Origin of the sequence: Apilactobacillus bombintestini (assembly GCF_003627035.1) — a bacterium.
Taxonomy (GTDB): Bacteria; Bacillota; Bacilli; order Lactobacillales; family Lactobacillaceae; genus Apilactobacillus; species Apilactobacillus bombintestini.
The window spans coordinates 1144245-1167561 of record NZ_CP032626.1 but is presented as its reverse complement, the minus strand read 5'-3'; the positions used below and the strand labels follow the sequence as shown (position 1 = coordinate 1167561).

Below are 23317 nucleotides of genomic sequence, written 5' to 3'. Positions count from 1 at the left end.
TTGCAATTTAATAAGAAAGATTTGAATAAAGTCAATGAAAAGAAGACTTTAAAGAAAGTTAAAAAGAACTGGGTAGTAGCCTCGGTATCTTCATTTATTTTTATGGGGGCTGCCAGTTTTACGTTAATGACCAACCACATTAGTGCTTACGCAGATGAGGGAACTGCTAAGTCAGTAGTAGTAACTTCAGCGCAAGATGCGAGTACACAATTTTCTCCGTCGGCTAGTGCGTCTGCTAGTGACCAAACTATGGTGGAAAAATCAGCATCTACTGCAGATAACACTAAAGATTCCGTAGCGAGTAAATTAGAAGTTACTGATCAAACTAACCAACACAGTCGTAAGAAACGAGCTGTAGATACTAAGAATGGTCGAATTGATACTTCTATGACTTTCTACACTAATTCTGATAACAAGTTTGGCTCACGCTTGAAAAAAGCTGATGGTTCAGATCTTCGCGTAGGGGTTAATTTAAACCCAAACGACGTGCATGATTATGTAGCTAATATTGCGGGTGTATTAAAAGACACTAACTATGAATTAGCTCCTGGTGCTTTACCAGAAGAATCACTAAACAGCGCACAACGTGATTACCAAATTCATGTCGTAGAAAAGCAAAAAGACAATCGTGTAAACGATGTAAAAACTGTACCGGTTAGTTTTACTAGCCAGGGAAAAGCAGTATTAGATAGTAATAACCAACCATATACTGGATTAGCAGTAATTGATAAAAATGGTAACCCTCGTTTAGTAGACGAAGGTAATTTAGAATCTAGTAATTACCATATTTCAGATAATGCTAAGTTAATTATGGATGGCAATCATGCCTACACTATGGAAGTTCTTTCTAACAATGTGGGTAAAACTTTAAGTGCGATGTTTGTGGACCGTGAAGGTAAATTACACGGTAAGGGAACCATCGTATTAGATAAAGAAGGTAAATCTAAATTAGTAGATAATGGTGATTTAGATACCCAAGCTTACCACGTGGTAGATGGCAATGTTATCAACAACCACGGTGAATACCAAGTATTAGTAGATGCTAACGTTTTAAATGTTATTAAATCTATTACTTTCATGGATGCGCAAAACAAACGTTTAGCAACCGGTAAAGTAGTAGTTATTAACAATGGGGCACCAATGATAACTGACTTTGGTGATCTAAATACCGATAACTATTACGTAAGTAGTACAGTTCGTACTAACCAAAGCGGTACGTTAGAAGTTACCGTTTCTGCTAAACCCGAAGTAGCTGATTCCTTAGCTGCTAAAAACTCCGAATCTGCTGCCGCAGTGATTGCTAAATCTAAGGCGGATATGGCTGCTTCCGTAGCTAAAGCTATTGAAGATGCCAAGAGTGCTGCTAACTCAGTAACTTCATCCCTCTTTGATTTCCACATTACCAGCACTTCCAAAAAAGTAAGATTATTAGCGAACTCCGCTAGTGCAGCTATTAAAGCACTACAAGAATCCGCAGCCAGTGATTCTTTAGCAGCTTCTGCACAAATTGCTTCTCTACAAGAATCTGCTGCGCGTGCTGCTAGTGAAGCTGCAGGACAAATTTCGGGAGTAACTGGCAACATTGATAAAGTAACTACTTCCTTACAAGCTTCTGCGCAAACTGAATCCAAAGCCGCAGCTGATCGGATTTCTTATCTATTAGCATCAGCCGCTAGTTATGCTAAAGAAACTGCGGATAAGATTAATGGATTAACTGGTTATACTGATAACTTAGCTAAATCCTTACAAGCTTCCGCTGAAGCTACTTTGGAAGCTAACAAAGCTATCATTTCTCAACAAGCAGCTGCCTTACAAGCATCAGCTTCTGAAATGATTCAACGTAACAGCCAAGCTGCTGCTGAACAAATTGCTGCCTTACAAGCTTCTGCTGCTAAAGATTCTGCGGCAGCAGGCAACCAAGTAAACAGCATGAGCGACTACATTAAGCAATTAACCGCTAGTCTACAAGCAACAGTGGCTAAAGATGCTGAAACTGCCAGTTTACAAGCTGCGTCTTTAATGGATTCTGCACGCGATGTAATCTTCTCTGTACAAGCTTCTGCTAAGCAAACTTCTGAAGCCGCAGCTGCTGAATTAGCTTCTTTACAAGCTTCTGCTGCAAGTGAAGCTGCCTTAGCACAAGAATTGGCCTCCGCGCAATTGGCATCCCTACAAGCCTCTGCTGCTGCAGAACACTCACATGCGGGTACGCAAGTAAACAGCATGAATGACTACATTAAAGAATTGACTGCTAGTCTACAAGCTACTGTGGCACAAGGAGTACAAACTGCTTCCGCACAAGCCGCATCTCTAATGGCTTCTGCCGCAGATACTATTAGTTCCGTTAAAGGATCTGCTAAACGTACTTCCCAAGCTGCCGTTGAAGAAATCGCTAGCTTACAAGCTTCTGCTGCTCATGCAGTAAGCGAAGCTAACGCCGTAGCATCTACCCAAGTTGCTTCTCTTCAAGCTTCTGCACAACAAGCAGCTAGCGAAGCTGAAGTAGCCATTCTAGATGTTCAACAATCCGCAAACGACGCTGAAAAGAGTATGCAAGCAGTAAATGACGCCCAAGCTGATACTTTCCGTCATTTACAACTATCTGCCGCTACACAAATCAGAGATATTCAACAATCCGCTGCCGTAGCTTCTGAAGCCGCTGCCCAACGCATTGATGAATTACAAACTTCTGCACAACAAGCAGCTAGTGAAGCTGAAATAGCTATCCTAGATGTACAACAATCCGCAAACGATGCTGAAAAGAGTATGCAAGCAGTAAATGACACCCAAGCTGATACTTTCCGTCATTTACAATTATCCGCTGCTACACAAATCAGAGATATTCAACAATCTGCTGCCGCTGCTTCTCAAGCCGCTGCCCAACATATCGATGAATTAAAAGCATCTGTTGCCCAAGCTTCTCAAGTTACTCAATCCCTAAGTGATTCCGCTAACGTACAAATTAATGTCTTAAACCATCAAGTAGTGCAAATGTCTAAAGCAGTAGTGGATACTGCCCAATCTGCTCAAGATCGCAGTTCTCAACAAATCGCTTCACTACAAGCCTCTGCTGCTGAACACATTAAATCTCTAGAAGATAACGCTACTGCCGCATCTCTACAAGCTCAAGCTATGATGGAAGAACTTGCTAGTTCACTACAAGCTTCTGCTGCAAATGAATCCTTCATTCAAACGGATGCGTTAAATGATATTCAACCAGACATTCAAGTAGCATTAGATTCCTACGCTGCTGAAGTAGCTAGTTTACGTTCGCAAGCTGTAGCAGACTCCTTAGCGCAAGCGCGTCGTCTAGATAGTGCTTTAGCATCTCAACAAGCTAGCCTACAAGGTGAAATGGATGCTATGAAAGCTTCACTACAAGCCTCCGCTGCTAGTGAACAAGCATTAGCTAAACAAGAAAGAGAACAACTACAAAACGAGTTACAAAGTGCAAATGATCAATTAGATCAAACTAAGGTATCACTTAACTTCTACCCAGTAACACAAAAGAACAAAGTATATGTAGTTAAAAACACTAAGGGCGTTTGGATTCACAGTTCCGCAGCCTTTACTAACAAGAACCAAAAGAAACTAATTTCATACGGTTCTCACATTAAAGTGCAAAAAGTAGTGCAATACGGCAAGACTACCCGTCTATACATGGGACCAGGTAGATACGTAACTGCTAACCGTAAATTTGTCGCTACACTAAGTGAAACTTCTAAATACCCAACTTACGTTTACCGCATTGCTAAGAACAACGGTGGCCGTGGTAAGACCTTCAAGGTACAAAACGTTCGCTACGTTCGAAACAAACAATTACAATACAAGATTGGTAAGAAATACGTAAACGCTTCTGGATACGATGAAGCATACTACCGTGATCAAAGTCCAATCAAGAAATACCGTGTAATTAGAAAAGGCGGTGGATGGGTCCACAAGAAAGCTAAATACACTAAGAAGACTAAAGTTAGAAAATTAAAACGTGGCAAGATCATTAAAGTTAAAAAGATAGTAAAGACTGGCAAAGTTACTAGATTATACATCGGTAAAGGCCAATACTTCACTGCTAACAAGACTTACGTAGTCCGCGTATATAAATAATAACTAACGACTAAAAAAGCCTCCTATCAAAAGATAGGGGGCTTTTTAGATGGGCTTTATAAAGCTTTAATGAAGTCTTGCCATTGCTGGATAACTTGCTTAGCAGCGAAGTTATGGGCGTGACGGAGAGCTTGTTTATGATAACGAGTATAAACCGTATCGTCAGAGACGATTTTAGCGATGCGGTTAGCCATATCGGCAGGGTTGCCGGGAGTAACTAGGCAGCCGTTTTCGTCGTCGACAATGACGTTTCTCGAGCCGTAATTACCATCAAAGGCTACGGCAGGTAGGCCGTAATTTAAGCCTTCCACTAGTGAAATGCCGAGGGCTTCATGTAGGGAAGGTTGGACTAATAGACGAGAGTTTTTTAAGATCTCGGCTTTAGGTTTTTCAGTTTGATAATTTAATATGCTGACGTTTTTTTCGATATCTAATCGTTTAATAATAGCTTCGATTTGGGCTTTGAACTTCGCGGATTCAAAATAACCTACTAAGTTTAGATGAATATCAGGCACCGTGAAACGAATTGCGGGAATGATAGTTAACAATTCGATGATGTTTTTATCGTTGAAGATACGACCACAGTACGTAATTTTATGATTATTTACGGCAGGGGTGATGTCGGGAATATGGAAGAGTGCAAAATCGACAATGCAGATAACGTTTAGATTAGCAAAACGCTTTTGTAAATCGGCTTTTTGTTCTTTTGTGGCGACGATAATGCCTGCGAAATCATCTAAGTGATGATTAAATAACGGTTCTAAGTTAAAAGCAATCGGTGCGCTAATGGTAGGTAACTCACTTTCGGCAGTGTGGACGCTGTGTAGGTATTGATATTTATACGTAGTTTTAGTAACTTGCGCCACAGCCGGCGTTAAAGCGGGTTGATCATTAATTAAGACGGTATGTTTATCGGTGATTTGTTGTAAGAAAAATGCGAATAAATCATTTTCGGTGTTAAAACGATAATCTTTGCCGTGAAAATTAACTAACTTGTACATGGTAGTAGCTAATTGTGTGCCAATGTTCATGTGGGTAATGTGCATAACCGGAATACCGGTAGTTGAATAAAGAACTTCGTGGCCAATATTACCATCGGGATGATAATAAATAGTTTTAGATTTAAAACCACGATAGTCATACATATCACGACTGGTGATGTTGCCGAAGTTATCGTAATAATCCACATTGCCGATTTCGCCGAAAGTTAGTGGAAAGTAAGAAACTTTGGCGAAACGTTGGCCTAGTTTTTCAATGTAGGCGGAATTATTATCGATGCCGTGAATTTTGTATTCACGTTTGTCTACTAGAGAAGCGTAGCGAAGATATTGTGGCGTGCGGGGGATATTTAACGCATTTTGAAAGTAATCGTACATATTGATCACTTGGGGAGTGGTTAAGTTAAATTTTTCCATTTCTTGATGCAAGCTGGGGTTGAAACTACGCGTTACAATTTGGGCTTTTAATTGATAGTTAGCGAATAATTTTAAACGATTAATAACGGATAATTCAGTTCCGGAATTGTAAGTAAAAATATTGTCGATAGTAAATAAAAACTTTTTCATTAATGCTCCTCCTGTGCATGTTCCATATCTTCTAAGCCGTCAGTAATATCGACGCGATAGGTTTTTAATTTATCTTGCCAAACTTGGTTGGCGCGGTTAGTAAGTTGTTGCCATTTTTGCCAAACTTGTTTAGAAGAATAACGTTGTGATAGTTCATAAGCTTTATCGGACATAGCTTGTAATAAGTCGTCGTGGGTAAATAATTCGACCATTTTCTTAGATAAAGCTTCGGTGTCATCGTATTTCACTACGTAACCATTTTCTTGGTCTACGATTAATTCGTTAGGACCGTAGTTAGTATCGAAAGTAATGCCGACGTCACCGTTAGATTGAGCTTCCATGAGTGCTAAGTTAAAGCCTTCCATAACGGAAGCTAGGGGATAGACTTGTGCATTAGCCTGTACGCTAGGCACGTCTAAAGTGTAGTCATGTAAAGTAACGGCATCTTGTAAATCATATTTTTTAATGGCTGCGTTGATACGCTTTATAGCAGCATCATTATTGGAGTGATCTACATATCCATATACATTTAAATTAATGTCGGGAACTTGTTTTTTCGCCATTCCCATAGCAGTGATGATTTTATCGATTTGTTTTTCTGGTGATACACGGGCGGTGATGACCATGCTATGTGGGCGACGTTTATTCATAGGTACTCTAGTAGTTTCTAATTCGCGAGCTGATAATACCCCGACTGGAATAGTGAAGGCATCCACTTGGTGATGGAAACGAGCTTGCACATCCGCATTTTGTTTATGGGTGGAAGCTACGATAGCATCATAGCGGTTTAAGTCGGTTAATGAATATTCATAGTTGTTATTCATAATCGAAGTATCCGCTTTTTGTGAATCACCAGCTTGAGAACTGTGTAAATGCAACACGCTGTAAGTAGGTGAATTTAAATCCGTTAGAATTTCTTCGAAGAAATCACCACGATCTAAAACGTAGATATTAGCTTGTTTAGTATCGAAGTATTTTAAGTTGATAGCTTCTAAAAATTCGGTAAGTAGCGAGGTTTTATTTAGATGAGGGCGAACTGTACCGTGAGCATCGATAGTTTTATAACCCGATTCCGCTAACTTTTGTTGGCCATTTAAGCGCATAAAGTTTTCTATAGCAGGTCTACCCGCGGGTGTGTACCAAGTTTGAGTAGCAACTTGATTATCCGGCGTATACCATTGTGATAAGGATTTAAAACCACGGTAGTCATAGAAATCTACACAATATAAATTTGAGAAACCGTCGAATAATTCCACAGATTTTACAATGTTGGGTTTAGTATCTTCTTCGGTAAAGACATTGATTCTGCCGACTAAAGTGTTTTGGTTATACACCAACACGCGATGATTTTGCTCATCTTTTTTATAAGTTAAGTGGGCGATACCAAAATCGATGTCGCGGGGATGAATAGTTTTAGGTTTTACATAACGAGCTTCTTGGAAATAATCAAACACATTTAAGATATGTTGATCAGCGATACCGTGAGCATTTAAATAAAGATGTAAGAGGGGGTTCCAATCACGAAAAACTAATTTGTAATCGGTGTTAAATTTTTCGAACAATTGGGCACGTTTTAATTGGGCATGTTCGATGCCTGAGTTTTTAGCGTTAAAGCTGGAATTTAAGAAAAAATACATATCCAACTACCTCACTTTACGATGTTATTTTTATACTATTTATCCTACCAAAAAAACGTCTTAATAAATCTTAAGAAAAGGTAAAATTTTTTTAACAAAATCAGCATTTAGCATTAGAATAGAGTATAGGAAGATTGAAAGGGGAAATAGATTATGACTGAAAGACAATTAATTCAACAAATTTTAAATACTGTAGATATCGAATACGATTTTGTTAACGTGGACACTGATGCAAGTGACTACGACATTAAGGTATTCCAACAAAAGGAAGACAACCGTCCTATTACCGATATCAACAAGGAACTAGAACATTACTTTAACGATGCCGGATTCAAGTACAGTGAAAACACCGGTGAAGATGATGAACTAGCTTTTAATATTAAAAAGTAATATTATAAATAGTGATTTAAATAAACTATAGGAGCTAATCAATATGAAATTAAGAAGATACGGAATAGTTACAGCTGCCGTTCTAGCAGCTCTAACGTTAGGTTCAGGTGTAACTAGTTATGCGGCAAATGCTGCTGATGGTAGTAATGCTAAGACAGCTAATACTGCTAAACAAGTACCAGCTACTGATGGTAATAATGCCAAACAAGCAAGTGAGTCATCAAATGGTAAAAACTCAGAACCAAAAAATGTTTCAGATAACAAGGGTAGTGATGTTAAACAAGCAAATAATACATCAAATGCTCCTCAAACAGCATCAAAGCCTGCTGATAAGCCAGCAACTACTCCAGCTAAACCAGAAGTAAAACCTGGTTTTACTGTAGTTGCTACTCATAATGGTTTCATGTACAGCGATGTAAACCTAACTAGCAAAGATGGTTCATCTTACAAAGTAGGTGACCAACTACAAGTACTAAAGGTTTACAAGAGCGGTAACCGTCTAAGATATGCTATTAAGAGCCAATCTGGCGTTGAAGAATTCGTATCAGCATACTTCTCAACTCCAGTAAACGACAGTCACAACATGAGCGTTTACAACGCATTACGTAGCCGTGCTGAAGTTAAGGCTAACTTCATTGTTAGAGCTACTCGTGCCGGAGCAGAACATGCTAACGGTGACTTAAGCGGTGACGTTAACGGATTATTCTACAAGGGTGATCTATTACAAGTTATCGGTGTTAACCGTGTAAACAACAAGTTCAGATACTTTGTACAAACTCCAAGAGGTCAATACTACATTTCTGCATACAGCACTAAGCCAGTTGCTGGCCAAGCTAACATGGTTGCATACCGTGCTGCTAGAAAACCTTTCTTAGGTAAGAAAGCTGCTAAGAAGGTAGCTAAGAAACGTGTTGCCAAGAAACATGTAAGAAAAGTAGCTAAGAAGCGTGTGGTTAAGAAACATGCTAAAAAGGTTGCCAAGAAACGTGTGGTTAAGAAGCATGCTAAAAAGATTGCTAAGAAACGTGTGGTTAAGAAGCATGTAAGAAAAGTAGCCAAGAAGCGTGTTGCTAAGAAACATGTAGCAAAGAGAAGAGCACCTAAGTACTACGTAGGTCTAAATGGTAGACATGAAGTAGTTGCTAAGAAAGCTCTTATCCAACATGCTACTAAGAGTTTCAAAGACCGTTCTGGTAAATACAAGAAGAACAATTTAAAACGTGGTAAACGTCTAGTCTTCAACCGTGTAGTACGCGCTGGTAAGACTTACCGTCTACACTTAACTAATGGTAAATACGTTACTGCAAGTAAAGCATTTGTTCGTTTAGTTAAATAATCAAAAATACGCCCATGAATTTATATTCATGGACGTGTTTTATTTCTCCTAACAATCTATAAAAAAGGCCGTCACCTAAGTGACGGCCTTTTTGTTTAAATAGGACTTTGACGATTAATTTCTTCGGAAGTTAAATCAGTAACTTCACATTTAATATGATGTTTTTGAATAGTGGATTGTGAATTTTTATCCACTGCTTTATAACCAATTTTTACTAAATGGGCAATGTACATATTATTGTAGAAAAATCCCCAAATAATTGATCCAATAAAGTAAGAAAGATCAAATGTCATAGCTGGATCAATGTTTAATACTAATTGCAAAAACATATGAATAGCCATGTATAGGCAAGCATCAATTCCTAATACGCAAGCAGTATTGTAGTAATCTTTACGTAGTAAAGGTGCAATAGCATGCAATAAGAAGGAAAGAATGGAAAAACCAAATCTTCCAATTCTGATACCGCCGTTACGTTTAACTAAGAATACTAAGTCCATCATTTTAGGCATAGGTGGTAAATTATTCATAGATTCTTTAACCTTCTTTCTTAATTATTTTTTAGTGAATTTAACCACAGCTTCACAACGTGGGGTTTGTGGCATCATATCAATAGGTTGAATGAAGTCCACATTATATTTACGAGTTAATGGTACTAGGTCTGCAGCCAAAGTAGATGGGTTGCAAGATACATAAACAAATTTATCAGGAGCACTCTTTAAAATAGCTTCGATTAATTTGTCATCTAGACCAGTACGAGGTGGATCCACGATAATAGCATCGGGTTTGAATCCTTCGGCTAACCATTCTGGTAATAAGTCTTCGGCTTTACCCACTTCATAGTGAGCATTACGAATCTTATTATGAATAGCGTTTTGGTTAGCATCTTCTACGGCTTCTGGAATAATATCCATACCACGAATTTCTTCAGCATGTTTAGCTAATGGAAGTCCGATAGTACCTACTCCGGAATAAGCATCCACAATTTTTTCGTTTCCAGTTAATTCTAGAGCGGAAATAGCTACTTCGTATAAACGAGGTAACATAATGGAATTTAATTGTAGGAAAGCACGAGGGGATAGTTCAAAACTAAGTCCCTTAATTTTTTCTGTCATAGTAGCTTTACCAGCTAAATGCACAGTTTTGTCTCCCCAGATTAATGGAGAATCACCCGGGTTAATGTTTTGCATAACGGAAGTTACTTCAGGTAATTCCATCATGATTTTCTTTAACATAAAGCCTTTTTTAACAAACTTAGGGGTGTTAGTAACGAAAACTACTTGTACATCATCGGTATTTAGAGCCGCTCTGACGATAACGGTTTTAATAATACCGGAATGATTGGATTCATCGAAAACCGGAATGTTTAATTCTTGGATGAATTCCACAATTTTTCTCATTACCTTCATAGTGGCAGGGTATTGTACAGAACAAGTAGGAAGATCCACTAATTCGTGAGTTCCTTCCTTAAATAGTCCGGCAATTACCTTACCGTCTTTTTCACGAACGGGGAATTGTGCTTTGTTACGATATCCATAAGGTTCATCCATTCCCATAGTGGAACGAATCTTGAAATGCTTGTAACCTTGTGGTTGGAATTTTTCCAAAGCTTGTTGGATAAGATCGCGTTTGAATCTTAATTGAGCAGGGTAGGATAGTGATTCTAATTCGAAACCACCTACTGTACCTGCATAGTCATCACGTGGTGTTACACGATCATCGGAAACGCGATTAATCTTAACTGCTTTGGCACGTAAAAAGTTAGGGCGAACTTGAGTTACTTCAGCTACCACTTTTTCGTTAGTAAAAGCGCCGGTGACAAAAACTAGTTTATGTTCATAAAAACCAATTCCTTCACCATTAATGCCCATTCTTTTAATGGTCATTTTAAATTGTTGACCGACTTGCACTTCGACATTGTCGAAATGGCGTCGTTGATTTCTTTTTGGATATGCCATATAAACGTCCTTTTCAAAAATACATAGTTATTTTCTATTATATCATGTTAGAAGTAATTTTAAATTCTGAGATAGTATTAAATGTTAAATAAAGCCCCAAAAACATTGCATTTTTTGGGTTAAAAGTTTATAAATATAGTAGAGGAAAAAAAGGAGGCAATTACATGCGTAATTTGCACAAAGTAATCACTGCTTCAGCAGTTGCTGCTTTAGGTTTAGCACTTATGGCCACTTCAGTTCATGTTTCTGCAAATGACGATAAGTCCTATGATGCTAATACTGTTACCGACACTGATAAGGTTGAAGCACATGATGCGCAAGGTAATCCTCAAGGAAAGGCAACTAATAATGATGCCAACCCTGCAGATGACCGAGCTCAACAAGAATTTTGGATTAATTCTTGGGACAGAAGTAGTAAGCCTATTCCACAAACTACTACTGATAATGCCCTACATGTTGATTCAAATACTAAGTTAGAAAAGATGGATAACACTGTACCTAAGATGAATGCGGTCTGGAAGGACTACACTCATGATGCAGATGGTAATAATAGTTATGATTCTACTAACAATGTGAACACTCCAGCTGTTAACTTTAAGACTAAGTGGATGTTACCACGTGGTTTTAACGTTGATAAGAGTGAACATGGTAATTACCAAGGAATGGTAATGGCTAATAACAGTATCTACATGGTGGAATCACTAGGTACTGGTGCTAACCAAGGTGCGATTATTCGTTTTGATATGAATGCTTTAAAGAACATGGGATTAGACAAATCTGCTAACCAACAATTGTTAGTTAGAGCATTCCGTCACTTCAGTACTTATACTAAGGCTGGACAAAAACGTACCTTACACTTTGTTAACTATTTAAACAAAAGTGATGCTGTATCTGCCAAGGTAAATCGTACTAAGGGTCGTGTAAGAACCCAAAAGAGACATGTTACTAACGCTCACAAGCGTGTTAGAGCAAGCCTTAGAAGATACCGTAAAGTAGCTCGTCAATTAAGACATGCTAAACGTCATGCTAGAAAAGTAGCACTAAGAAGTCGTAAACGTGTATTACTACGTAAATATCGTGCTACTAAGAAGCGTCAAGGACGTTTGATTAGACGTTATCATGCTCGTATCAGAAAAATCAATAAGTTATTGAAGAAGCAAACACGTCAACTTAGAAAATTAAACAAGGGTAAGCAATTATACAGAGCTTACTACGAATTATCTAAGTCTATCACTGCTACACCATTGATTAATATCGGTCACGGTCAAACCTTAGCATACAATCCTAAGAACCAACACCTATACTTGGCACAAGATAATCAACTAACTAAAGTTGATAACAATTACTATAACCAAGTTACCGAAATTGATCCACAAACTATGCAACCTGTACATCAATACCGCTTCAAGTTAATGAATAATAATTCCAACATGGCATTACACACTTTAACTTTCGATAATGATGGTAATGCATACTTTGGTGTTCATGCTGGTCCTAAGGATGTTAAGGATAATGTTTACACCTTATACACTGGTAACTTTAGTGACTCAAACGTAAGCTTTAGACCGGTTAAACAAATGATTAACTGGCCAGGTAGTTATAACCAATACCTAACTTATAACCGTACCAACAATCGTATTTACATGATTTCTAATGATATGATTATTTCAGTTCCAGCTGATCGTTTACGTGATGGTAACTTGAGCAATGATGATGTTCATTACTTAACTTACAATACCAACCGTGAATTCGAAAGTTTAGCTTTTGATGACCAAGGATACGGTTACTTATTAACTCTATGGAAGTCAGAATTACTACATTCTAACGTTCCAATGGACTAATAAAAATTAAGAAGAATTCTTAAATGATATTCATTTAGGAATTCTTTTTTGTTTATAATACAAACAGTGTCGCCAATTATTAAAATCTGGTATAACTAAAGATAAGAATAATTACGATAGGGGGAATTCGATGCAATTAGAACCATTGAGTTGGAATGATATTTTTGAATTAGCAAGTGCCATCGGTACCTTCATTACCGCATTTGTCGCCTTGTATTTAAATCGTCGTCAACCACCTATGAAGATTCGAGTGGATCGTTCATCCGAAGACGGCCGGGGAGTATTTATTTACTTTTTAGATGAAAAATTAAATACTAGTGGTTTTATTAAATTAAATCGTATTTATTTAACGTTGCATGGAGAAGAGTTAGTGCATCAACTTAATTTAGACCACTTCCGTGAAGGCCTTACTCGTTGGCGTCCCATTTCTAATGATTATATTGTTACTATTACGATTAAAAGAAGCAGTGATGATGAGCAATTAAATCGCATTATCGCGGAAGCCATGCGTGCTGCCCAAGCTACCCATGATGACTTTAAGCAATGTGATGTTTCACAAGAAGATTTTCAATTAGGTTTTGAATTTATGGTTAATGATCCACGTGTGAAATTATCACCCGTAGAATTTAATTTGAAAAAATTAGATGAGCATCATGTTATTGATAATCGTGAAATTCAAAAAATTATGCAAGATATGTAATCCCTTTTATATGAATGTTTCTTTAGTGCAATTAAGTTATGTAATAATCAGGTTAAAATTAAACTTTTTTAAAACAATATCAATTCTTGTTATAACAAAATAATTACTAAAACAATATAATTCCCGGAGAAATTAGAGTTGTAAAAAAGTAATGTATTTAAACTAGCAATTATTTTTTTATTAACCTTAGTTGTAAGTACTGTCACTATTATTCCGGTTGCTAGTGTTCATGCTAATGCTAGCGCTAACGAACAACAAGAAAACAGTTAAAAAACTTTAGTTAAATATCCTATATAAAGGAGTTCATATTCTTAAATTTATCGCAGGGATTATTGCAAGAGAGGTGGTGGACATTGCCCTTTGATTAAATCATTAAATATAGCCATTGTTTTTAACATTATCTATGCATTAATCATATCATCCTTATTTGTGTATGTACTAAAACCATACTTCTCGATTATTGACATGAATAATCTAATTATTGCAGGAACTAACATTGGTTTTATAATACTTTTAGTAATTACCATTCTAAAGGTATATAGTTGGTTTATAAATGCGAATATCCAAGTAATTAGTTACTGTATATTTTTTATACTATGCTATTTATTCATAATCCTACTTAAATGGTTATAAATATTATTGAAAAAGGTTGAAGGTAGATTATATTACCTTCAACCTTTTTCAATAATAAATAATAATTATAAAATTGATTTTAAGAGGAAGGGACGTTCAAATGAGATATGGATATGCAAGAGTTAGCACTTTAGGGCAATCGCTAGATAATCAAATCCAAGATCTTAGAGATAATGGTGTCTTAAAAAGAATATCTACACTGATAAATACACTGGTACTAGTACGGACCGAGTAGGATTCCAAAAGTTATTACACACGTTTTAAATCTGTTATCTATCAGTAGTTTTATAACCAACCATTGCGGTAGCAGCTTTAATCGTATTTACGTTGATATGGCTTTTTAAAGAGGTGTTTTAATGGATTTTCACGCGTATATAGGATATAAACTGCCGAAAGATTTTGAAAAGAAAAAGGCAGGTAGATTTTTCTACCTGTCTTTTATTATTTAGATAAAATCATTTTAATATGTGGAGTGTGGTGGAAGGTATATACATCACCGACGGATTTAAAGCCGAATTTAGCATAAAAACCTTCTTTGTCTTCTTGTGAGTCGATTTGGACTACGGGGTGATTGAAATGTTCATCGATTTCTTCTAGTACTTTATCGATTAATTTTTTACCTAGACCTTTACCACGAGCGGCGGGGGTAGTTAATACACGGCCAAATGAAGTATGGTCTTCACCGTGAAATACACGAGCGTATGCTAATAATTGACCATCTTCTTCTGCCCAAATATGTAGAGCTCTTGGATCAACGTCATCAACTTCTTGATAAGGACGGTTTTGTTCTACCACGAAGGTTTGCACACGCGCCTTATAAATAGCGTATAATTCATCGCGCGTTAATTCATTAAAAGTTTTAACTTTCCATTTCATAATATTGCCTCCCTGCAAACATTATATTTATTTTACTATTTTTTATTTAAAAATAAAAAACATCCACTCATAGTGGATGTTATATCTTAATTTAAAATGCCGTTGGGGTATTCTTCTTCGATTAATTCACGAATACAAGAAACCATCTTTTGTACGGCCGGTGTCTTCATTTGCACGGAATTCATTACCATAAAAATGGAACGATAGAAGTCATCGTCAAAGGGATAAAATGACACATCGCCGCCGATACGTTGGAAGGCTAGTTTAGGTAAAATACCCATACCTAAACCTGCTTCCACCATGGCGATAATGGATTGATCATCGATACTAAATTGAATGGAATTAGGTGCTACGTTATATTGGTCGAGCACTTCCTTAGTATCACCATCATAATCGGATTTTTGTAGGATGAAATGTTTATCTACAATATCGCTTTTAGTGATAGTTTTCCCGTTTTTAGGTACGAAATCTTTGGGAGTAATACAGTAGATACGATCTTTCATTAATAACACCTTTACCAAACGTTCATTGATAGGTTGGCAGGTGAATCCTAAGTCAATTTTTCCTTGGCGGGATTGCAAAGTAATATCGTTAAAATCACTTTGGGTAACTTCCACATTTACGTTAGGAAATTGATTATGAAATTTGTTAATAATTGAAGGTAGCCAATTGATACATACACTACTAAAGGCACCTAAACGGATAGTACCTGAAGTAAGTCCTTTAATGTTATTGGCTTCTTGTTGTAGTCTTTCTTCATTATTTAGAATGTCTTGAATGATAGGTAAAACTTCTTTACCATCTTCAGTTAATTTCACTCCCGAACGATCCCGGATTAATAAAGAAAAGCCCAGTTGCTTTTCTAATTTATCCATAGAATGTGAGATAGCAGAAGGGGTTACACCTAGTTTTTGTGCGGCGTGGTGAAAGCTAGCTTCACTTACGACCGTAACAAAGGCTTGGTAAGAAAAAGAAATCATTATAGTTACATCCTTCCTGATCGATAAAAGTCATTGCTTAAAATTATATCTTTTTTTGTAGTAGTATGTAATAGTAAATATCAAAATAATTATAAAATACATAATAACTTAATTAAAAATATCATTTTATTCGTATTATTGTGGTAGGTAAAAAATAATAGCCAGTATAATCACAGAGTTTAATTATTATTTAATTATATTATATATAAGGTATAATGTAGTTGATAATCCTCTTAATAGGGGATGTTTTTAATAATAATTTACTTTTGAAGAAAATGTACTATGATATTGATTATAAGAATATTTGGGAGAGTAATATGAAAAACGTTAAAAAACTTTTACATTACATGGTACCGTTTTTTATCTTTTTAGTATTGGCATTAGTTTTAATTGCCTATCCTTTGATAAATAAACAGACCTATTTAGGAGTGGATTCACTATTCCACTATAACCGTTTCTTCGATACGGCTATGCAAATTAAGCATCATCAAATTAGTTATTTTCAATCTAACTATGGCTTCTTGCAAAATGGTCGAATGTTAAATGCATTGTACGGCCCGGTAGTAGCTTATATAGGTGGATTCTTATTATTAATTTGTGGCACTTGGTTTAAATTTCAAATTGTTACTGACCTAATTGTGCTAATTGTGGCTGCATTAGGGATGTATAAATTATGTCGAGTAAACGAAGTAGCTAAGAAACCAGCTATTTTTATGGGATTCTTATACATGTACTCATCTACCATTGTACAATGGGTTACTTCACAACAATTTACCGCCTTTGGAGCGGCTTTAATGCCATTTCTAATGATTTATGCTACCAGCATGGTACGTCGTCATGATGTGTCAGTATGGGGCTTAGCCATTACTATGAGTATTTTGGTACAAACTCATTTAATGAGTAGTGTGATCGGAGCACTAGGATTAATTTCCTTCTTTATTGTGGGCTTAGTAACTGCAGAAGATAAAGCACAACGTCTACGTATGTTCTTACATACTTTCTACGCTGCATTAATTACTATCGTGTTAACCATTAACGTATGGTTTAATTTACTAACGGTATCTAATGCTAACCGCTTGCTTCCGGTTTATCCAGTTCCATCGGTTCGTACACACGGTTATAACTTTAATCCATATTCATTACTTAATATTTTGAAACCTACTGAATTTTTACTATTCGTAGGAGTATTGATTTTGGTATTTAAGAATTTCCGTAAGCTAGATCGTCTAACTAAGACTTTAGCATGTACCGGATTAGGATTTTTAGTAATTGCTTGGTCACATTTCCCATGGACTGCTTTAGAACATGTAATGCCATCCTTAAATTACACTTTGCAATTTCCTAAACGTTTCTTAGTTTTAGCATTTATCTTCTTGTTATTAACATTTGGTAAATTCTTAACTTCTGAAATAAACGCGGATAAACATCCATATGCTAAGTTAATTAAAGCTGCGGTAGTAGTGTTAATTATGGGTAGTGCTGGTTTGGATTTCTATTCTATTCACCAACGTAGTGAAAGTTATGTAGCATTACAAACTAAGCATCACCGTAATAATGCTAACCAAAATTCTTTGTATTACTACTTTAAGAAACATCACCGTAGTGTACAAAAGGACACACAAAGTCATCATTTGAATTACTTAATGAAAGACTATGTAAAAGCTACTCCTGATTATTTACCAGTGAAGAAGACTATTAAGAGTAATAAGAAATACGAAAAGTTCAATCCATATCGTAGATATTACCGTGACTTCATTCATCCTAACCACGCTAACCGTTACTTTGATCGTACGGTTAAAGCCGATGGTAGTTTACAAGTAGCTTGGTACGCTGGTCGTGCTGGTAAGATTCAATTACCATTAGTTAAGTATGCTGATACACAAGTTAAATATAACGGTAAAGTCTTAAAACATGTAAAGACCACCTCACTAGGGGCTATTAAGTCGAAGAGTAAGTTAGGATTGAATCGAGTTTCGGTTCGTTACATGCCTAGTTTTACTACTCGTCTAATGATGGTAATTACTTGGGTTGCTTGGATAGTATTTGTAGCTTGGGGATTACTTAGAAAAATTAAATTTAATTAGATTTTATTTTAAAAGGAACTGATGTTAATCAGTTCCTTTTGTGTTTTATGCTATACTAATTATATTAATTAAGTGAAAGGTGAAAAGCTTTGATGCAAGCAGTAAAAAATGGCTTTAAACGTTTTTACAACAGCCGTGGTTTTCCAATATTAGTAATGCTAATTATGGCATTGCTCTTATTAATTAAGCCACTATTACATTCTTCAATGATAATTGGTGCCGATTCACTTTTTCATTTTAATCGGTTTTATGATGCTGCTGAACAGTTCAAGACTGGACACTTCAGCTATTTTCTAATGAATTACGGATTTGGACAAAGTGGCCGAATTGTAAATGCCATGTATGGTCCTATGTTTGCTTATTTAAGTGGATTATTATTATTGATTACTCCTAACTGGTATATTTTTGAGATGGTTTATACAGTGATCATCTTGTTGATAGCCGGTATCGGGATGTATAAATTATGTCGAGTAAATAAAGTATCTCGTGAACTAGCAATGCTAGCTGGAATTATCTTTATGTATTCCACACCGGTCTTTTTATGGGTAAGTTCACAACAATTTACCGGAGTAGGGGCAGCGTTTCTACCCTGGTTATTTGTGGGGATTACTAGAATGCTACGCAATCAAAAGATGCCGTTATTATACGTAAGTGTTTCTATGGCGATACTTATTCAAACGCATTTACTATCTAGTATATTAGGCTTTGCAGCCATTATTCCTATCTGGATAGTTACTTTATGCAAAACTAAACGCAAATGGCGATTGATAGGGCAAACCGTTATTGCAACTATTTTAGTATTGTTGTTGACTGCTAACGTATGGGGCGGGATGCTTTCCGTCTTTTCTGGCAACTACTTAGTAACGGCTTTTCCTACTATTAATTTAGTCGATAACAGTTTGATAATTAATAAATTGTCATCCTACTTGTTAGTAGTGCGTCCCATGGAAATCTTACTGATAATTTATGTTACATATTATTTAATCACACGTTTTAAGAAATTAGATTATGTAGTGAAAACTATCAGTATAGTAGGCCTGGGTGCTTGCATCCTAGCTACTGATTTATTCCCATGGACATGGGTACAAAAGTGGGTACCTGATTTAACGATGTATCTACAATTTCCACGTCGTATTATGGCACTATCCTTGGTAATGATTATCCTAGCTTGGGCAATGATGTTAAGCGACAATGATAAAGCCTTTACCGTGCCTGGTGTTAATGCATATCGTAAAGGAATTCGTTTAGGTATCGTATTTTTACTAATATGTAGTACGTTAGGTATTAACTACCGAGTTCTATCTGCACAAATGCAAACAGAAAGAATACTTATTAATAATCGTGAAAGTTCGGCATCCTTAAACCACGTAACTAGCTTAGCTGAACAAAATCATCATTATTATAAAAATGATTTTTACGGTAACAATCTATCATATCTAATTGGCGATCTAGCTAAAAATATGCCAGATTATGTGCCATCACAAGCTAGAATTAATCATTTAAGTTATTATGAAATTCATCCATACAATGAGGTTTATATTTATCTAGTTAAACCTTATATAGATAACGATGTTAAATACGTTAAAACAGTCAATAAGGATGCTTCCTTAACTATTACCTGGAATAACGATAGTAAAAAGACGAAGTCCTTCGCAGTGCCCGCAGTTAAATATGCACGCACCCAAGTAACTTTTAATGGACAACGATTAAATAATCCGTCTTTAACTGCTATTAATTCGCTGATAGTGAAGGCACGTCCGGGTAAAAATCAATTAGTATTAAAATATCCCATTGGATATACGCAAAGGTGGTTAATCACTGCTGCGATTACTTGGTTATTAGTATTATTGTTAATATTGATTAATTTTATACTTAGAAAAAGACGTCAAAAATAAAAAATAGCATTATTGATCCGTTTCTGTGGATTAATAATGCTATTTTTTTAAATTTTTTTGTAAATTCAGTGTATTTTAGCTGACTTTTTACGAATCTATCAGTGTAGGGAAAATTAATAGGTCACTTACACTAAAGTAGATTGGTAAAAAATATAATTTTTTCAACTTTTTTAAAAAATAATTGTATTTTCGAAGATTTTTTACGAATTTATTAGTGTAGGGGAAATTATTTTTCCCTGATAGGCTTTTACTGTTGATTTATAAAAGCAAAAATATATTGAGCCAGTTGTTGATAAGTATCTGCATTAGGATGGACATGTTGATCATTATATTTAATTTTAAAATTGTGATCATTGATGAAGTCGGGATGATAATTACGCCAGTCGATAAATGGGATGTTTAGTTGCTTATAAACATAAGCCAAACCGTCTAATAATTCACTGAATGTGTAGTCAGCTCCTCTGATTACGTTATCGGCATTTTGTAAATTATCATAGCGAGGTAATGGTAGTACACCATAGATTTGAGCATGACTTTGACCATTCATTAGCTTTGATAAAATGAATCTTAATTTTTCCTGAATGTTAATCAATTCTTCCCTCAAATGGCCATAGTCATTGGTTCCTATCATGACAATGCAAATATCATATTTGTGAGCATTACACCTGACTATTTCTTTTTCTAAGTCTTGCATAATGGTAGCGCCATTAATTCCGTAATTATCTATGCTAGCTGTAGGAACTAGTTTAGATAAATAATATGGATAATTATGGCGTAAATTTTGGAAACCATCATAGCCTCGTGTTACGGAATCACCAATGGCAGCAATGTTTAATTTAGAATTATGCATAATAATCACCTGTCTGTAAGTCTTTTTTATTAATCATAATATATTTAGATAAAATCGTAAAAATTAGTAGTTAGAATTGAAAAAAATAAGCTATATAAAATGAGTTATATCAAAAAATTATATCCCGCAATTATTTCAGCAATTGGCTTTAATAAAATATTTTTGCTATAATTAAGCTCCTTGGCAGGGGCACAACGAGACGCATATTTTATATATGCGTCTTTTTTTATTGACAGTTAGTATAATTATGCTAAACTTATTTGTTAAATGAGTATATAAGGGGAGGGCACATAATGGCGAATAAAAGGATGATCATTTTGGATTTAGCTTCACTTGGAATGGGTGAAGCACCTGATGCTAATCGCTTTTTCTCTATTGGTGCCGATACTTTAGGTCATATTGCTTCCAAGGACCTTAATGTCGCTAATTTAAAGTCCTTGGGTCTAGGTAATATCCGTTGGGACAATGAAATTGACACTATTGCACAAGAAGTAGCCCCTCGTGGCTTCTATGGCAAGATGGTTAATGTTATTTCCCAAAATGACGCTAGTGCTGGTTTTCGTGAAATGTTTGATTACACTACCAGTCTCCGCACAATTTCCGTAATGGACTTAATGGCGGAACAAAAATTTAATGTTGCAATTATTTCAAGCTTTGCTAATTATTTGGAAAAACAAGACGAAATTCATTCCGTCCAAGTTCCTAATGATAGCAAAGCTTTTGTTGAATTAAGCGGTCAAATGGATATACAAGATAGTGGCTTAATCTATTGTCAATTACCAGAGTTAAAACAATTTGCACATCATAAGGATGTTGATGGATATACACAACAATTAAGCCACGTGGATAAGTTATTAGGTAAATTAATGGATAACTTACGTGAAGACGACATTTTAATCGTTACTTCATCTTATGCCAGTGATCCTAGTTACCAACGAGATGTTACTCGCGAGTATCTACCTATCATGGTTTACAATCCACAAAATACGGCAGGTAAATCCTTAGGTATTAAACGTTCAGCAGGCGTTATCGCAAACGTCATTGCAGCATACTTTGATCTGGATAACCACCACGAAGCTAAACCTAATGTCATCAAAGAAATCCTATAATACTTAATAATTTGAAAGGGGTGTTGCGCAACTAAAATAAGCTAGTTGTTTATAATTTTGTCGTAGAGAAAGGATTAGAAAAAAACATGTATTTGTTAATTAATATTTTAGGAATTATTGTATTTTTAGGAATTGCTTTTATTTTCTCCAAAAGCAAAAAAGAAATTAAATGGCGTTCTGTACTTACTGTTTTAGTTTTAAACTTGCTAATCGCATTTTGTTTAACTAAATTCTCATGGGGACGTGCTGGAGTAGAAGCTGCTGCTAACGGTTTTGCCGGATTAGTACAAGTAGCTTATGACGGAATCGGTTTTGCTTTACCTAGTTGGGTACATTTAAAGCAAATGGATTTTGTTACTTCAGCATTGCTTCCTATTTTACTAATTGTTCCGGTATTTGATATTTTGACTTATATCGGAGTCCTACCTTGGATTATTAAATGGGTAGGTAAAGGTTTGGCATACATAACTGGTCAACCTAAGTTTGAATCATTCTTCGCTGTGGAAATGATGTTTTTAGGTAACACTGAAGCTCTTGCAGTTTCATCATTACAATTAAAACAACTATCTGCTGCTAGAAACACTGTAATCGCAATGATGTCTATGTCTTGTGTTACTGCTTCTATCTTAGGGGCATATACACAAATGGTACCGGGTCAATATGTTTTGACTGCCGTACCACTAAATATTTTAAACGCCGTTATCGTTACTAGCATGTTAATGCCTACTAACGTTAAACCCGAAGACGATACCATTGCTAAGTTAGGTAGTTCTTCTGAAACTGCCGAAGCTGCAATAAGCGAAAAACCAGGAAACAATACAAAACCAAAGAGAGAACCATTCTTCTCATTTCTTGGTGATTCAATTGTAGGTGCCGGTAAATTAGTCTTAATCATTACTGCTAACGTTATTGCTTTCGTAGCTTTAGCCGCATTAATTGATAAGATCTTAGGTGCAATTAATCCTAATTTATCTCTAGAACACATTTTAGGTGTCATCATGTTCCCATTCGCATGGTTAATGGGTTCTGATGTACACACTGCATTCGTTTTTGCCCAAAACATGGGTACTAAATTAGTAACCAATGAATTTGTGGTTATGGGTAAGATTTCTCCACACATTAATTCATATGCTCCTCACTACCGTGCTCAATTAACGGTCTTTCTAACCTCATTTGCTAACCTTTCTACGGTTGGAATGATCATCGGGGCATTCAAAGGTATGGTTAACCGTGAAGTTAACGATGCTATTTCTAAGAGTGTTGGTTACATGGTCCTATCCGGTATTCTAGTTTCTTTATTATCCGCTGGAATTATTGGACTATTTGTATGGTAAAATGTAGTTAAACTACAAACGAAGGATT

At 35.9% G+C, this 23317-nt stretch carries 16 protein-coding genes and 1 pseudogene; 10 read left to right on the top strand and 7 right to left on the bottom strand.

The window, feature by feature from the left end; translation table 11 throughout:
- Complete coding sequence (locus D7I45_RS05790; protein ID WP_120784766.1) at positions 1-4104, top strand: DUF5776 domain-containing protein; 4104 nt, start codon at positions 1-3, stop codon at positions 4102-4104.
- A 56-nt stretch (positions 4105-4160) separates the two neighbouring features.
- Here D7I45_RS05790 and D7I45_RS05785 read toward each other — a convergent pair whose 3' ends face one another.
- Together D7I45_RS05785 and D7I45_RS05780 are read right to left on the bottom strand one after the other, a co-directional pair.
- Positions 4161-5669 carry a glycosyltransferase gene (locus tag D7I45_RS05785; protein ID WP_120784765.1) on the bottom strand — a complete coding sequence of 503 codons (1509 nt, stop codon included), beginning with the start codon at positions 5667-5669 and terminating at the stop codon, positions 4161-4163.
- Positions 5669-7306: a glycosyltransferase gene (locus tag D7I45_RS05780; RefSeq protein ID WP_120784764.1), complete on the bottom strand. Its 1638-nt coding sequence runs from the start codon at positions 7304-7306 to the stop codon at positions 5669-5671. The genes D7I45_RS05785 and D7I45_RS05780 overlap by 1 nt, the downstream gene beginning before the upstream one ends.
- 153 nt (positions 7307-7459) lie before the next feature.
- Between D7I45_RS05780 and D7I45_RS05775 the strand changes: the two genes are divergently transcribed.
- The gene (locus tag D7I45_RS05775; protein ID WP_120784763.1) at positions 7460-7696 is read left to right on the top strand and encodes a hypothetical protein; all 237 of its coding nucleotides are present in this window, start codon (positions 7460-7462) and stop codon (positions 7694-7696) included.
- A 43-nt stretch (positions 7697-7739) separates the two neighbouring features.
- Positions 7740-9032, top strand: coding sequence for a DUF5776 domain-containing protein (locus tag D7I45_RS05770; protein WP_120784762.1), 1293 nt, complete (start codon positions 7740-7742; stop codon positions 9030-9032).
- Positions 9033-9127: 95 nt separating this feature from the next.
- Here D7I45_RS05770 and D7I45_RS05765 read toward each other — a convergent pair whose 3' ends face one another.
- Both D7I45_RS05765 and rlmD read right to left on the bottom strand, forming a co-directional pair.
- Positions 9128-9559: a hypothetical protein gene (locus D7I45_RS05765; protein ID WP_120784761.1), complete on the bottom strand. Its 432-nt coding sequence runs from the start codon at positions 9557-9559 to the stop codon at positions 9128-9130.
- Between the two features lie 24 nt (positions 9560-9583).
- The gene (rlmD, locus tag D7I45_RS05760; protein WP_120784760.1) at positions 9584-10987 is read right to left on the bottom strand and encodes a 23S rRNA (uracil(1939)-C(5))-methyltransferase RlmD; all 1404 of its coding nucleotides are present in this window, start codon (positions 10985-10987) and stop codon (positions 9584-9586) included.
- Between the two features lie 164 nt (positions 10988-11151).
- Between rlmD and D7I45_RS05755 the strand changes: the two genes are divergently transcribed.
- The 3 genes and pseudogenes from D7I45_RS05755 to D7I45_RS06265 all read left to right on the top strand — a co-directional run.
- On the top strand, positions 11152-12828 hold the full coding sequence (locus tag D7I45_RS05755) for a hypothetical protein (RefSeq protein ID WP_120784759.1): 1677 nt from the start codon (positions 11152-11154) through the stop codon (positions 12826-12828).
- Between the two features lie 130 nt (positions 12829-12958).
- The gene (locus D7I45_RS05750; protein ID WP_120784758.1) at positions 12959-13528 is read left to right on the top strand and encodes a hypothetical protein; all 570 of its coding nucleotides are present in this window, start codon (positions 12959-12961) and stop codon (positions 13526-13528) included.
- Between the two features lie 733 nt (positions 13529-14261).
- Positions 14262-14413, top strand: a pseudogene (locus D7I45_RS06265) (recombinase family protein); the annotation flags it as partial.
- 189 nt (positions 14414-14602) lie between these two features.
- Here the strand turns inward: D7I45_RS06265 and D7I45_RS05745 are convergent.
- Together D7I45_RS05745 and D7I45_RS05740 are read right to left on the bottom strand one after the other, a co-directional pair.
- Positions 14603-15037, bottom strand: coding sequence for a GNAT family N-acetyltransferase (locus tag D7I45_RS05745; protein ID WP_120784757.1), 435 nt, complete (start codon positions 15035-15037; stop codon positions 14603-14605).
- A gap of 86 nt (positions 15038-15123) precedes the next feature.
- Positions 15124-16017, bottom strand: a complete 894-nt coding sequence (locus D7I45_RS05740) for a LysR family transcriptional regulator (RefSeq protein ID WP_120784756.1) — start codon at positions 16015-16017, stop codon at positions 15124-15126.
- A gap of 317 nt (positions 16018-16334) precedes the next feature.
- Between D7I45_RS05740 and D7I45_RS05735 the strand changes: the two genes are divergently transcribed.
- Together D7I45_RS05735 and D7I45_RS05730 are read left to right on the top strand one after the other, a co-directional pair.
- Positions 16335-18101, top strand: coding sequence for a hypothetical protein (locus D7I45_RS05735; RefSeq protein WP_120784755.1), 1767 nt, complete (start codon positions 16335-16337; stop codon positions 18099-18101).
- A gap of 92 nt (positions 18102-18193) precedes the next feature.
- Positions 18194-19996, top strand: a complete 1803-nt coding sequence (locus D7I45_RS05730) for a hypothetical protein (RefSeq protein ID WP_120784754.1) — start codon at positions 18194-18196, stop codon at positions 19994-19996.
- Between the two features lie 247 nt (positions 19997-20243).
- Here the strand turns inward: D7I45_RS05730 and D7I45_RS05725 are convergent, their stop codons facing one another.
- Complete coding sequence (locus tag D7I45_RS05725; RefSeq protein WP_120784753.1) at positions 20244-20846, bottom strand: SGNH/GDSL hydrolase family protein; 603 nt, start codon at positions 20844-20846, stop codon at positions 20244-20246.
- A gap of 293 nt (positions 20847-21139) precedes the next feature.
- Here D7I45_RS05725 and D7I45_RS05720 point away from each other — a divergent pair, with 293 nt between their 5' ends.
- Both D7I45_RS05720 and D7I45_RS05715 read left to right on the top strand, forming a co-directional pair.
- Positions 21140-21955 (top strand): alkaline phosphatase family protein, encoded by an 816-nt coding sequence (locus D7I45_RS05720; protein WP_120784752.1) that lies wholly within the window; start codon positions 21140-21142, stop codon positions 21953-21955.
- A gap of 86 nt (positions 21956-22041) precedes the next feature.
- Positions 22042-23289, top strand: coding sequence for a NupC/NupG family nucleoside CNT transporter (locus D7I45_RS05715; protein WP_120784751.1), 1248 nt, complete (start codon positions 22042-22044; stop codon positions 23287-23289).
- The last annotated feature ends 28 nt before the right edge of the window (positions 23290-23317 follow it).

Coding starts and splice junctions, on each gene's coding strand:
- D7I45_RS05745 (WP_120784757.1), bottom strand. CDS start 15,037: ATGAAATGGAAAGTTAAAACTTTTAATGAATTAACGCGCGATGAATTA.
- D7I45_RS05740 (WP_120784756.1), bottom strand. CDS start 16,017: ATGATTTCTTTTTCTTACCAAGCCTTTGTTACGGTCGTAAGTGAAGCT.
- D7I45_RS05715 (WP_120784751.1), top strand. CDS start 22,042: ATGTATTTGTTAATTAATATTTTAGGAATTATTGTATTTTTAGGAATT.
- D7I45_RS05725 (WP_120784753.1), bottom strand. CDS start 20,846: ATGCATAATTCTAAATTAAACATTGCTGCCATTGGTGATTCCGTAACA.
- D7I45_RS05765 (WP_120784761.1), bottom strand. CDS start 9,559: ATGAATAATTTACCACCTATGCCTAAAATGATGGACTTAGTATTCTTA.
- D7I45_RS05720 (WP_120784752.1), top strand. CDS start 21,140: ATGGCGAATAAAAGGATGATCATTTTGGATTTAGCTTCACTTGGAATG.
- D7I45_RS05735 (WP_120784755.1), top strand. CDS start 16,335: ATGAAAAACGTTAAAAAACTTTTACATTACATGGTACCGTTTTTTATC.
- D7I45_RS05775 (WP_120784763.1), top strand. CDS start 7,460: ATGACTGAAAGACAATTAATTCAACAAATTTTAAATACTGTAGATATC.
- D7I45_RS05780 (WP_120784764.1), bottom strand. CDS start 7,306: ATGTATTTTTTCTTAAATTCCAGCTTTAACGCTAAAAACTCAGGCATC.
- rlmD (WP_120784760.1), bottom strand. CDS start 10,987: ATGGCATATCCAAAAAGAAATCAACGACGCCATTTCGACAATGTCGAA.
- D7I45_RS05785 (WP_120784765.1), bottom strand. CDS start 5,669: ATGAAAAAGTTTTTATTTACTATCGACAATATTTTTACTTACAATTCC.
- D7I45_RS05770 (WP_120784762.1), top strand. CDS start 7,740: ATGAAATTAAGAAGATACGGAATAGTTACAGCTGCCGTTCTAGCAGCT.
- D7I45_RS05755 (WP_120784759.1), top strand. CDS start 11,152: ATGCGTAATTTGCACAAAGTAATCACTGCTTCAGCAGTTGCTGCTTTA.
- D7I45_RS05730 (WP_120784754.1), top strand. CDS start 18,194: ATGCAAGCAGTAAAAAATGGCTTTAAACGTTTTTACAACAGCCGTGGT.
- D7I45_RS05750 (WP_120784758.1), top strand. CDS start 12,959: ATGCAATTAGAACCATTGAGTTGGAATGATATTTTTGAATTAGCAAGT.